The following is a 13,278-nucleotide window of genomic DNA, read 5'->3' as shown; positions in this document are numbered from 1 at the left end:
AAGCTTGCTGATACAAAGCCAAAGGCTTCTGAGTACAAGTACACAATGTCTGTATCTCCACTTGACTGTATGGGATGTGGTGAGTGTACAACTGTATGTCCAGTTGGTGCTATCACAATGGTTCCACAGGCAGAAGAAGCAGACGAGCAGCCAGTATTCAACTACTTAGTAGCTAATGTTGGACGTAAGGAAGCAGCAGGTTCTGACCTTACAGTTAAGGGCTCACAGTTCAATCAGCCACTCCTTGAGTTCTCAGGATCATGTGCAGGTTGTGCTGAGACTTCATACGCAAGACTTATTACACAGCTCTTTGGTGAGCATATGTATATTTCAAACGCTACAGGATGTTCTTCAATTTGGGGTGGTCCTGCAGCTACATCACCATTCACAGTTAACAAGGATTCTAAGAAGGGTCCAGCTTGGTGTAACTCACTCTTCGAGGACAATGCTCAGCATGGTATGGGTATGGAAGTAGGTCAGAAGTACTTACGTGAGCGTGCTATCGAGTCAGCTAAGAAGGCTGCAGAGGCAGGTTCAGATGCTCTTAAGGCTGCATTCGCTAAGTTCGAAGAGACAATGAACGATACAAGATCTAACGGTGCTGCTACAGACGTTCTCGTAGCTGAGCTTGAAAAGGCTGGTTCTGAGGATGCTAAGAAGGCACTTGAGCTCAAGGATTACCTCGCTAAGAAGTCTGTATGGATCTTCGGTGGTGACGGTTGGGCATACGATATCGGATTCGGCGGTCTTGATCACGTACTTGCTTCTGGTGAGAACGTTAACGTTATGGTATTCGATACAGAGATGTACTCTAACACAGGTGGACAGGCATCTAAGGCTTCTAACATCGGTGAAGTTTGCCAGTTCGCTGCATCAGGTAAGGAGATGTCTAAGAAGTCTCTTTCTGAGATCGCTATGTCATACGGTTACGTATATGTAGCTCAGATCGCACTTGGTGCTAACATGGCACAGGCTGTTAAGGTTCTCGCTGAGGCTGAGGCTTACAACGGACCTTCACTTATCATCGGATACGCTCCATGTGAGCTTCACGGTGTTAAGGGTGGTATGAACCACTGCCAGGATGAGATGAAGAAGGCTGTTGAAGCTGGTTACTGGAACCTCTTCTCATTCAACCCAGACCTTAAGAAGGAAGGAAAGAATCCATTCACTCTTACTTCTAAGGAAGGTGACTACAGCAAGTATCAGGACTTCCTCAAGAACGAGACACGTTATGCTCGTCTTACAAAGGCATTCCCAGAGCGTGCTGAGAGACTCTTCGCTCTTAACGAGGAGACAGCTAAGGAGCGTTACGCTCACCTTAAGAAGCTCGTAGATTTATATTCATAAAATGCGTGTTTAATAACATCCTAGTGGCTTTCGAGCTGCTAGGATGTTTTTTTGAAAAAAGTGTTTTTACTGTATTGCACTAAAGTGTTAAATGATGTAAAATCTTCACTAGGTTGCGCGAGAAAGACAAATGTCCGCGATAACTGAACGGTTTTACTGAAAGGAGAATAAAACAAATGAATTTTAAAAGTAGTTATTTACAGCATGTCTATGATGGACTTGAGTCAAGAAACGCAGAGCAGAAGGAATTCTTACAGGCAGTTAGAGAGGTTCTTGAATCATTAGAGCCAGTTGTTGCTGCTAATCCTAAGCTTGAGGAGCTTGGCATTATTGAGCGTATTGTTGAGCCAGAGCGTACTATCATGTTTAGAGTATCATGGGTTGACGACCAGGGTAAGGTTCAGGTTAACCGTGGATATAGAGTTCAGTTCAATTCTGCAATAGGACCATACAAGGGAGGTCTTAGACTTCACCCTTCAGTAAATCTTTCAGTTATTAAGTTCTTAGGCTTCGAGCAGATTTTCAAGAATTCCCTTACAACACTTCCTATCGGTGGTGGTAAGGGGGGTTCTGACTTTGATCCTAAGGGCAAGTCAGATATGGAAATCATGAGATTCTGCCAGGCTTTCATGACAGAGCTTGCAAAGCACATCGGTGCTGATACAGACGTTCCAGCTGGTGATATCGGTGTAGGTGCTCGTGAGATTGGTTTCATGTATGGACAGTACAAGAGACTTCGCAATGAGTTCACTGGTGTTCTTACAGGAAAGGGACTTTCATACGGCGGATCACTTGCTCGTACACAGGCTACAGGTTATGGTGTATGCTACTTCACACAAGAGATGCTTAAGTCTGCAAAGAATACATCATTCGAGGGCAAGACAGTAGCAGTTTCAGGTGCTGGTAACGTTGCAATTTATGCTATTGAGAAGGCATATCAGCTTGGCGCTAAGCCAGTTACATGCTCTGATTCTACAGGTTGGATTTATGATCCAGAGGGAATCGATGTTGATCTTCTTAAGGAAGTAAAGGAAGTTAAGAGAGCTCGTCTTTCTGAGTATGCTGCAGCTCGTCCATCAGCTGAGTACCATGAGAAGAAGAATGGTGAACACGGTGTATGGCAGTACAAGGTAGACATCGCTCTTCCATGTGCTACACAGAACGAGCTTAATGAAGAAGATGCTAAGATGCTTATCGCTAACGGCGTTATGGCTGTATCTGAGGGTGCTAACATGCCTTCAACTCCAGAGGCTGTTGCTGCATTCCAGAATGCTGGCGTTCTCTTTGGACCAGCTAAGGCTGCAAATGCAGGTGGTGTTGCTACATCAGCTCTTGAAATGTCACAGAACTCAGAGAGACTTCACTGGACATTCGAAGAAGTTGATTCTAAGCTTAAGGGCATCATGGAAGGTATCTTCCACGCATGTGATGATGCTTCTAAGAAGTATGGTATGGAAGGCAACTATGTTGCAGGTGCTAATATTGCAGGCTTCGAGAAGGTTGCAGATGCTATGATTGCACAGGGTGTTGCATACTAATCATTATATAATTTAGGTTGAGAGTCCTCCGTTACGGTCTCAAGCCTGAGATATTACTTAGCTCGACTAACACGTCTCGCTAAAGTAATACTCAGAGCTTGATACCTACGGAGGACTTTTTACTTTTACTTAGTATGTAACAGCATGCGCTACGGAGGACTTTTTACTTTTACTTAGTATGTAACAGCATGCGCTACGGAGGACGTTTTCATTTTTAGTATGTAACAGCATGTGCTACGGAGGACGTTTTCATTTTTAGCATGCAACAGCATGTGCTACGGGGGATTTTTTTATTCTTCATATTTGATATAATATACATATCTTTTAGATTATTGTTTTTCATATGAAAAAACAGGAATCATATTCGATTCAATATTTTCTGAGAGAAAATGTTGCACGTGGAGTGGGCTGTGAAAAAATATTTTCCAAAGACTTTAATTCAAAAATTAATATTCACTGTAATTATCATGACAGCTTATCTAATTGGGCGTGAGTTACCTTTGTATGGGGTGGATTTGGAAGCTTACGAGGCTTTGCGCGGCCAGTCAGAAGATTTGATTATGCAGACAATTGGTGGAGATAGATATAGGACCAGTATATTGGCGCTTGGTATTTCTCCATTTATGTTTTCGATGCTGTTTGTGCAGGTTGCTGTAGCACTTAAAAATACAGATAGCAAATCTCATACATCACCAAAGAAAGTCACTTGGGCCACATTGATTTTGATGTTTATATGGGCAATTGTACAGGCTGTTCTTACTACTGAATCCACATTTTATGTTTATCAGGGGGGCATGCAATTAATTATCGCAAAGGCAATCTCTGCAATCCAAATGATTACCGGCTCCTTTGTGATTTTGTGGCTTGCTACTAGAAATGGTAAATACGGTATAGGCGGTCAGACTATGCTTATTTACGTAAATATCCTTGATGGTGTTGTTAATACTTGCAGATATGCACCAATTAGAGATCTTAAAATTGTTGGAAGCATTAGTGTAATTGCTCTTATATTTACTATTATTTTTGAGAATAGCGAATACAGAATTCCTATGCAGAGAATTTCTATTCACAACATTTATTCAGATAAGAATTATATTCCCATTAAATTTAATCCTATTGGCATGATGCCGGTTATGTTTTCATCGGCATTTTTTATGCTGCCTGTATATACAGTCTCAGTTCTGGCTATGATTTTCCCAAACAATGAAACTATACATTGGATGCATGAAAATATGGATACGACTCATCCTTTGGGGTTAGGAGTTTACATATTCGTTCTATACGCAATTACGATAATTTTTTCCTATATTTTTATTAGTCCAAAGTCCATTACAGAATCTCTGCAGAAATCTGGAGATAGTATTACGGGATTGCGAGCAGGAAAAAAGACTAGAAAGTTTATTGGTGTCAGATTACATATAATTGCAATTTTTTCAGCATTTTTCATGAGCACATTTTTAGGGGTTCCATTGGGGCTATGTATGCGAGGGTGGATTGAGCCTACGCTTATCAGTTTGCCATCAATTATGATTGCCCTAGCCAGCATTAATTGCAATTTGTATCGAGAGCTAAAGGCGGTGAAAGAATATGACGCCTACGTTCCATTTCTTTAATATTTTTCCTGAGGTGAAAGTGCATGCTTTATTTTATTCCTGCATGGTATCAACAGAATAAATGGAGAGAGTCTGAGCAGAGTTGGCACATGAGACGAATGCATACCGAGTTTGATGACACAGTAAAACAGGTGCAAATGTTTTACAGGAACGGTATGCGCGATTTTAAAATTTTGCTTTTAAGCCACACACCTAATTTCAGACATTTTTTGCATAGACAGGGAGTATTTCATGCTCCTTATTGGTCGTGCTTTGATTCCATACAGGAGGTGGAGAGAAAAAAAGCAGAGGTGTTCTCATTCCACAATTTGAACTGGCCAGATGAAATAGAGTTCGTATATACACCATTCGTTGTGGTAGCTTATCTTCACTATGAGAAATATGCTGAGATTAATTTTGGCGAGGCTGGTAACCCTATTGAAGTCAGCATGTATACCCAGGGAGTTGTTAGTAGAAAAAACATTTATGATGACAGAGGGTTTGTTTCTTCTACTGAAGTTTATGAAAATGGGAATATCGTATATACGGATTATTTAAAAGAAAATGGTATTACTAAGTTTAGAGAATATGCCAGCAATGGCCGAGTTGAGATCAATGCAAACAGTAATACCTATTTTGTCATGAACGCAGATGAAAAGTCTCGAAGAGAGTTCAAAAAGCTTCAATACGATAGTATTTCAGAGGTCATTGCAGAGGTAATGGAGGCTCACCTAGAGGAGTCGGATGACAATGATATTTTTTGTATTGCCATGCATGAGCTGAATGCTCTGGTAATGAAGGACTACATAGAAAAAAAGAAGTGCATCCTGTCGTTCTACGGGGAGCGCTATAGAATAAAAGAGCATCCGGAGGGACGAGAGCTAGTTAAAAAGAGTGGATATATTATTACTGATTCAGAAGCTACATCTCGTTATCTTAAGCGTGATATGGAAGTGGAGTTAGACAAAATCATAGACATTTCACCTTATGATTCCAGAATGGATTTTGGTATTAGTCAACAGCTTACAGTTCAAAATATTCTAGTTCCAGTGGATAATTTACCAGAGGTTCGATTCAAATTGTTGATGGTTGAACTGGCAAAATATGTAACCACAAATGAGAATGCTAGAGTCCATATTTTCACAAGAAATGCTACCTATGGTTTGCCGGATAGATTGTTAAATAACATTGCGGACATAGTAGAAGAGGCTGGCTATGACAGAGGAATGGTAATTCCTGATGAGGCAGAAGATACTACAGCAGAAAATGAGTTTGTTGATGCTGATGAGCAGCAGACAGTTAAATTTACTGTGGATCAATGTGTGGATGAGCTGTCTGTTAGTAAATGTATTCGAGAGCAACGAATTATGGTAGATATGCGCCACAATCCTGATTTGTATTTACAGATTAATTGCATCAGTTCAGCTATTCCACAGTTGGTTAGACGCGAGACCCAGTATATTTTAAATGGCGGTAATGGGTTTGTTATAAAGGATTTCGGTCGTATTCCAGCGGCTTTGGATTATTTCCTTGGCACCTTGTCAAACTGGAATCAGGCCAAGGTACACTCCTACGAGATTGGTCAGAAATTTACTACCAAAAAACTATTAGAAAAATGGAAGAACGTAATGACGTCACTGGAGAATTAAATGGAAAGAGCAAGTTGGACAATTTATTGGAACGAATATAGCTCAGATACTTATCTCTACGGATCTGAGGTAGAGTATCTGGCAAAAAATAACGTTCATTTTAAAAATGAATTGATGCCACCTGGAACTGTAATTAAGGAGTGGTACTCACTGACCAACTATCAGGCCCAGAGGATAGAACCATCTTTGCCGATTATTGATGGTGAGAGTAAATACAGGATAAAGGTAAATATAGATACTCCTGATGGTAGAGGCTGCTTGATTCGCCTAGTGTTTTTGGATAGATATGAACGTGAAGCGGGGGATTTTACGCTGAGAGATAAGGAATCAGAATTTTCCTGTCCATTGAAAACCTACAGCTACAAAATGCAGCTAATCAATGGTGGAATGAAGGAGTTTACTTATCACTCAGTTACAATCGAAGAGATATGAAAATTACTAAGACTAAATCAACAGTAAAAAAACTGTGTAAGGAATTAAAAAAGGTAAAGGCATATAAGGACACCTATGCCAGCTTGTCAGATACAGAATTACAAGCCAAAACTACTGAGTTTAGGCAGCGTCTGAGAAAGGGAGAGACTCTTGATGATATTTTGCCAGAGGCTTTCGCTGCAATGTGTGAGGCTGATTATCGTGTTCTTAATATGTATCCATTTGATGTGCAAATTCTTGCAGGAATTGCTTTGCATCGTGGATATTTAGCGGAGATGAACACGGGCGAGGGGAAAACTCTTACAGCTACACTACCTATGTATCTCAATGCTATCCAGGGAAAAGGAGCAATACTTGTTACTAACAATGAGTATTTGGCCCTTAGAGATACAGAGGAAATGGGACCAGCGTACAAATTTATGGGTCTTTCCATTGCGGCTGGTGTAAAAAGAGATGAATCCGAAAAATTCGAAAACAGTGAGAAAAAGGATATTTATCTCAGCGATATCGTATATACGACCCACTCAGCACTGGGCTTTGATTATTTGATTAACAATTTGGTAAAGTCTGCTGAGGAACGTTTCCTTAGAGATTTTAACTATATCATTATCGATGAGGCGGATTCTGTGCTTTTGGACAGTGCCAGCACGCCGCTTGTTATTTCCGGTGCGCCACGTGTTCAGTCTAATCTTTACGAGACTGCAGATTTCTTCGTTCGAACTCTTAGAGAGGGTGAAGACTACGAGGTAGAAGAGAAAAATGTGTGGTTCACTGAAAAGGGCTTGGAGTATGCAGAAAGTTATTTTGGAATAGATAATATTTTCGACACCAAGTATTTTGAGGTGTATAGACATTTGGTACTTGCCCTTCGTGCCCACAAAATTATCGAGAAGGGCATAGAATACATGATTACCGAATCTGGTGAAGTAGCCCTCATTGATGCCAGCTCAGGTAGAACTCTCAAAGGAGTAAAGCTTAGAGGAGGACAACACCAGGCTATCGAATGTAAGGAGCGTCTGGAAATTACTCAGGAAAACCGTTCAATGGCATCCATAACCTATCAGAATTTCTTCTCAATGTTCCCAAAGATGGCGGGAATGAGCGGAACTATTTATGATGCAAAGGATGAGCTTTATGACGTCTATGGCAAGAAGGTAGTTGTCATACCTACTAATAATCCAATCATGCGCGTGGATTGCCCTGATTGGTATTTTAGCGACTCTAAAAAGCAGTTTGAGGCGGCTATCAGACTAGCACTGAAAAAACATGAGACAGGGCAGCCTGTACTTATTGTTACCACTATGATTTCCGATACAGAAATCATTTCCCATTTGCTGGTAGAGCATGGTATACCTCATTCTGTGTTAAATGCCAACAATGCATTCTGGGAGGCTGACATTATCAAGGAAGCCGGCCAGCTTGGGGCAATGACAGTTGCTACATCAATGGCGGGCCGCGGTACAGATATAAAGCTAGGACCTGGCGTAAAGGAGCTGGGAGGACTAGCTATTATTGGTGTAGGCAGAATGCTAAATATTCGTGATGAACGTCAGGCCCGAGGTCGTGCTGGCAGACAGGGAGACCCTGGCTATAGCAGATTTATTGTTTCTTTAGAGGATGATATTGTAGAAAAGGGAACTGACCCAGAAAAACTTAAAAAATATATTGATGGCGAAAAACGTATAAGCGATAGGCGTGTAAAAAGGATTGTTAATGGTGCCCAAAAGATAAATGAGGAGATGGGTGTTAACAACCGCAAAACTTCTAAGGATTATGATGTGGTTCTGCAATTGGAGAGAGCCCTTATGTACGAAACCAGAAATAATTTGATTGATGGTGGTACTGTAGAAAAAAGCAAGCTCCTTGAGATTGCAAAGGAAAACGTCACAGAGTTTTTAAAAGAGAATAAGAATTTGACTCAAAGCGAGTTGAATAGATACCTTTTAGATAATATTTCCTACAGAATGGAAAAGGAAACTGGATTTATGAATCTATCTAATAGAGGTCGTGTGACAGCCTACGTGATGGCTAGAGTTGAGAAATCTCTAGATGAAAAACTAAGTGCCATTGGTTCAAAGAAGGCTATGGATGATTTTGTAAGGGTATCTGCACTGTCGGCAATTGACGAGGCTTGGATTGAGCAGGTTGATTATTTGCAACAGCTACAGGCTGCTGTTACAGGACGTAGCTCTGCCCAGAGAAATCTTATGTTTGAGTATCAGGGCGAGGCACTTGAGTCCTTTAGAAAAATGGAAAGCCAAATCAAACGAAACATTATTCGCAATGTTTGTCTAAGCGAAGTGAGCCTGGACAAAATGAATAGATTACATATTATTCTTCCTTAAGGAGGGAACGTACATTAATGATTTACAACTTTAATTTGGGCATAGGATGGGCATCATCAGGAGTGGAGTATGCTCAAAGCTACAGAGCAAAAATATTTAGAAATATTGGAGTCCCTGCAAAATTCGTATTTACGGATATGTTCCCTAGGGATAATCTGGCTGATATGACAAGAAATATTGGCTTTAAGGATGATGAGATTATTTGGCTGTATACGTTTTTTACTGATTATACGCCGGAGCCTGTTACTTTTACTATAGATGATTTGAAGGCTACCATTCAAAAGGAGAATTTTTATTATCAGAGAGATGGCTTAATTGGAAAAATAGTTTTTGGCTCAGATAATGATTTTTATCGAATCTATTTTAACAATGAAAATGATGAGCTGGTTCACAGAGTGGAGATGGTTTCCGAAGGCTGCTTGATAAGAAAAGATTATTTTACCAGTGGTCGAGTTTTCTCTGAATACTATGCGCCACTAGATGGCAAGGCACATCTATATCACAGACGTTTCTTTAACAGGGATGGCTCTGTTGCCTATGAGGAAATAATTGATGATGATGTGGTTATGTACAAATTCCCTGATAAAATGATTTGCTCTAAGGAAGAATTGGTGGGCTACATGACTGCCAAGCTTCAATTGACCAAGAATGATATTGTGATTATTGATAGGTCCACGGGTCAGGGACAGGCTATCATGGAAAATGCAGGCAGTGCAAAAGTGGGCATTGTAATTCATGCTGATCATTTCAGTGAAGGTGCTACAGACGAGGATAATATTCTTTGGAACAATTACTATGAATACGCATTTTCTATGCACAAGCGAGTTAGCTTTTACATTACAGCCACAGAGGCTCAAAGAAAGCTTTTATTGTCACAGTTTGAAAAATATATGAATGTTAAACCAAAGGTTGTGACTATTCCGGTAGGTAGTTTGAAGGAGCTTAGTGTTCCAAAGGAGCCTAGAAAAAAGCATGCCTTTATCACTGCCTCTCGACTTGCCACAGAAAAGCATGTGGATTGGATAGTTGCAGCAGTGGCAGAAGCCCACGAAACGATTCCTGACATTAGCTTGGACATATATGGCAAGGGCGGAGCCCAAGAGGATTTGACAAAGCTTATTAAGCGATTAGATGCAGGCGATTATATACGTTTGATGGGGCAGCATGATTTGACTAACGTATATACGAAGTATGATGCATATATTTCAGCATCTACTAGCGAAGGCTTTGGGCTGACTCTAATGGAGGCAGTGGGCTCAGGCTTGCCTTTAATTGGATTTGATGTGAGATACGGCAACCAGACGTTTATTACAAATGGTAAAAATGGATATCGCATTCCTTATGCAATAGGGATGGAGCGAGGACGTAGGCAGAAAAAGCTGGTAGATGCCATTAAGAAATTATTCCTAGAGGATGATTTGGAAAGCTTTAGAGAGTATTCTTACGAAAAAGCAAAGGCTTATTTGACTAGTGAAGTGGAGGCAAAATGGAAGCTGTTAGTAAGCAAAAAATAATACTTCTTTTAGACTACTACAACCGTGGCAGCATGGATTTGGTTGAGTCCTTTAAAAATACAAATTTGGATTTTGAAGCATTGGTAATAAACGACGATGGATTTTTGCCAGATGAAGTGACAAATGTATTCGAGTATTTTCTTCAAGGATTTGACAAGAGTCGTAAACCACTGTTTTTTAATCAAATATCTGTGCCTGAGTACTGGGAGATTAGCGGCAATAATACCAGCGGCAGTGTTCACGACAAATCAAGGGAACGTGGACGCATTTTCTATGCAGAGCCAAAAAACAAGCGCCTGGTGAAGGTGGTGGATTGGCTAGATGAAATGGGAAATGTTCGTTGCTCTGAGCACTACAACAAATACGGATACAAGTATGCCGTGACCACCTTTAACAAAAAGTCTAAAAAGGTAAATAAGACATATTTTGATGCTGAGGGTAGGGAGGTTTTAATGGAGAACTTCGTTACCTCTGATATTATTTTAAACTTAGATGGGCAAACTCTGATATTTAAAAATCGTACGGAGTTTGTTAGCTTTTTTATTGCAAAAAATAATTGGGAGGAGAATAGGATTTTCTTCAATTCTCTTTCTATACCATTTTTTGTATCCAATTCTTTGCAGCGAGTATCTGGCCAGAAGCAGGATGTGCTTTTCTGGCAGGAAAGCATTAACGGTGAGATCCCAGGCAACATGAAAATGATATTTGATGGAGCTGCAAATAGATGTCAGAGCGTGGTGGTTCAAAATACCCATTCCTTTGAACGATTGAAAAAGCTAGGGGCACCTAGGTCTATGATTTCACAACTGGGATTCATATATACATTTGCAAAGGAAAACACAGGCAAGCCAGAAGCGTTGATTTGCACCAACACAGAAAACGTGGAGAAGCTAAAGGAACTGTTAGAGGAGTTGCCAATGGTGAAATTCCATGTAACTGCTTTGACAGAAATGTCGGGTAAGCTTTTAGCTCATGAGAGATTCGAAAATGCGATAATGTATCCTAATGTAAAAATGTCCACACTAGATAGATTGTTTATGCAGTGTGATTTCTATTTGGACATAAATCACGAAGGGGAAATAGTGGAGGCTACTAGAAAAGCATTTTTGCATAATCAGTTGATTTTGGCCTTTAAGGAAACAAAGCATTCTAATGATTACATAGCCAAGGAGAATTGTTTTCAGATAAGTGATTATAAACATATGGCAAAACGGATCAAATCTCTGATAGAAAACAAAGATTTATTGGCTGAAGCAGTGAAAAGCCAGAGAAATTACGGCTTGGCGGCAAAGATAGAAGACTATAATTTTTAAATAAAATAAGTTGTTTGATAACAACAGTAATTTTGGTGAAATAGTGCACAAAAATTACTGTTGTTTTTTTGTAATAATTACAAACACGAATTGTTTGAATTGGGGTACAAAGTATGTTTAAATATTAACGGACCGTCTTAACCCCGTTTAAAATAGACGGTCTGAAATAAGATATGTTTTTTTAGGAGGATAATGAAATGGCTAACAAATGGGTTTATATGTTTAGCGAAGGCGACATGACAATGCGTAATCTCCTCGGTGGTAAAGGTGCTAACCTCGCAGAGATGACAAGTATCGGTCTACCAGTGCCACAGGGTTTTACAATTACAACAGAGGCTTGTACTCAATATTATGAGGATGGAAGAAAAATCAACGACGAAATCATGGCTCAGGCTATGGAGGGCGTTAAGAAAATGGAAGAGATCAACGGCAAGAAGTTCGGCGACCTCAAGAATCCACTCCTTGTTTCAGTTCGTTCAGGTGCACGTGCATCTATGCCAGGTATGATGGATACAATCCTTAACCTTGGTCTTAATGACGAAGTAGTAGCAGCTATGATCGCTGGTAACCCAGATCCAGCTTTCGAGCGTTTCGTATATGATTCTTACAGACGTTTCATCCAGATGTTCTCAGACGTTGTTATGGAAGTTGGTAAGAAGTACTTCGAGCAGCTCATCGATGAGATGAAGGAAAAGAAGGGCGTTAAGTATGACGTAGACCTTACAGCAGCAGACCTTAAGGAGCTTGCTGAGCAGTTCAAGGCTGAGTACAAGAACCAGCTCGGAACAGACTTCCCTTCAGATCCAGTAGAGCAGTTAAAGCTCGCTATCGAAGCAGTATTCCGTTCATGGGATAACCCACGTGCAAACGTATACAGAAGAGATAACGATATCCCTTATTCATGGGGTACAGCAGTTAACGTAATGCCTATGGTATTCGGTAACTTAAATAACGAGTCTGGTACTGGTGTTGCATTTACTCGTGACCCAGCTACAGGCGAGAATAAGCTTATGGGTGAGTTCCTTATCAATGCACAGGGCGAGGACGTAGTTGCTGGTGTTCGTACACCAATGCCAATCGCTCAGATGGAGAAGGAATTCCCAGAGGCATACGCAGAGTTCATCAAGGTATGTGAGACTCTTGAGAATCACTACCATGATATGCAGGATATGGAGTTCACAGTAGAGAACAAGAAGCTTTACATGCTCCAGTGCCGTAACGGTAAGAGAACAGCTCCAGCTGCTCTTAAGATTGCTTGTGACCTTGTTGATGAGGGACACAAGACACCAGAAGAGGCTGTAGCAATGATCGACCCACGTAACCTTGATACACTTCTTCACCCACAGTTTGAGGCTGCTGCTCTTAAGGCTGCAACACCTCTTGGAAAGGGTCTTGGCGCATCTCCAGGTGCTGCATGTGGTAAGGTTGTATTTACAGCTGATGATGCAGAGGCTTGGGCTGCTAGAGGAGAAAAGGTAGTTCTTGTACGTCTTGAGACATCTCCAGAAGATATCACAGGTATGAAGGCTGCTCAGGGTATCCTTACAG

General features: G+C 40.6%; 9 protein-coding genes. All 9 read left to right on the top strand.

All coding sequences use genetic code 11. The annotated features are described in order from the left end of the window. A partial coding sequence (locus tag E7276_RS14635; protein ID WP_294219200.1) for a thiamine pyrophosphate-dependent enzyme occupies positions 1-1,347 on the top strand: 1,347 nt, incomplete at its 5' end. A 176-nt stretch (positions 1,348-1,523) separates the two neighbouring features. Next, on the top strand, positions 1,524-2,885 hold the full coding sequence (gene gdhA / locus E7276_RS14630) for an NADP-specific glutamate dehydrogenase (RefSeq protein WP_294219198.1): 1,362 nt from the start codon (positions 1,524-1,526) through the stop codon (positions 2,883-2,885). 410 nt (positions 2,886-3,295) lie between these two features. Beyond that, positions 3,296-4,498, top strand: a complete 1,203-nt coding sequence (locus E7276_RS14625; protein WP_294219196.1) for a preprotein translocase subunit SecY — start codon at positions 3,296-3,298, stop codon at positions 4,496-4,498. Positions 4,499-4,521: 23 nt separating this feature from the next. Next, entirely contained in the window at positions 4,522-6,126 is a 1,605-nt protein-coding gene (asp1, locus tag E7276_RS14620; protein WP_294219193.1) for an accessory Sec system protein Asp1, read from the top strand. Then, positions 6,127-6,558, top strand: a complete 432-nt coding sequence (gene asp3 / locus E7276_RS14615) for an accessory Sec system protein Asp3 (RefSeq protein ID WP_294219191.1) — start codon at positions 6,127-6,129, stop codon at positions 6,556-6,558. Then, on the top strand, positions 6,555-8,903 hold the full coding sequence (secA2, locus tag E7276_RS14610) for an accessory Sec system translocase SecA2 (protein ID WP_294219188.1): 2,349 nt from the start codon (positions 6,555-6,557) through the stop codon (positions 8,901-8,903). Before asp3 ends, secA2 begins: the two co-directional genes overlap by 4 nt. A gap of 17 nt (positions 8,904-8,920) precedes the next feature. Continuing rightward, a complete protein-coding gene (gene gtfA / locus E7276_RS14605) occupies positions 8,921-10,417 on the top strand; it encodes an accessory Sec system glycosyltransferase GtfA (protein ID WP_294219184.1) in 1,497 nt (498 codons plus the stop codon). After that, positions 10,390-11,730 (top strand): accessory Sec system glycosylation chaperone GtfB, encoded by a 1,341-nt coding sequence (gene gtfB, locus E7276_RS14600; protein WP_294219181.1) that lies wholly within the window; start codon positions 10,390-10,392, stop codon positions 11,728-11,730. Before gtfA ends, gtfB begins: the two co-directional genes overlap by 28 nt. Positions 11,731-11,927: 197 nt before the next feature. Next, positions 11,928-13,278, top strand: a 1,351-nt coding sequence (locus E7276_RS14595) for a PEP/pyruvate-binding domain-containing protein (protein WP_294219179.1), incomplete at its 3' end; no start/stop codon positions are given.

It is taken from the genome of Pseudobutyrivibrio sp. (genome assembly GCF_015057185.1).
Classification (GTDB): Bacteria; Bacillota; Clostridia; order Lachnospirales; family Lachnospiraceae; genus Pseudobutyrivibrio.
This window is presented reverse-complemented; position numbering and strand designations above follow the sequence as displayed.

What these genes read in the sequence shown, in the direction of transcription:
- gtfA (WP_294219184.1), top strand. Translation starts at nt 8,921, where the DNA reads ATGATTTACAACTTTAATTTGGGCATAGGATGGGCATCATCAGGAGTG.
- gtfB (WP_294219181.1), top strand. Translation starts at nt 10,390, where the DNA reads ATGGAAGCTGTTAGTAAGCAAAAAATAATACTTCTTTTAGACTACTAC.
- asp3 (WP_294219191.1), top strand. Translation starts at nt 6,127, where the DNA reads ATGGAAAGAGCAAGTTGGACAATTTATTGGAACGAATATAGCTCAGAT.
- asp1 (WP_294219193.1), top strand. Translation starts at nt 4,522, where the DNA reads ATGCTTTATTTTATTCCTGCATGGTATCAACAGAATAAATGGAGAGAG.
- secA2 (WP_294219188.1), top strand. Translation starts at nt 6,555, where the DNA reads ATGAAAATTACTAAGACTAAATCAACAGTAAAAAAACTGTGTAAGGAA.
- gdhA (WP_294219198.1), top strand. Translation starts at nt 1,524, where the DNA reads ATGAATTTTAAAAGTAGTTATTTACAGCATGTCTATGATGGACTTGAG.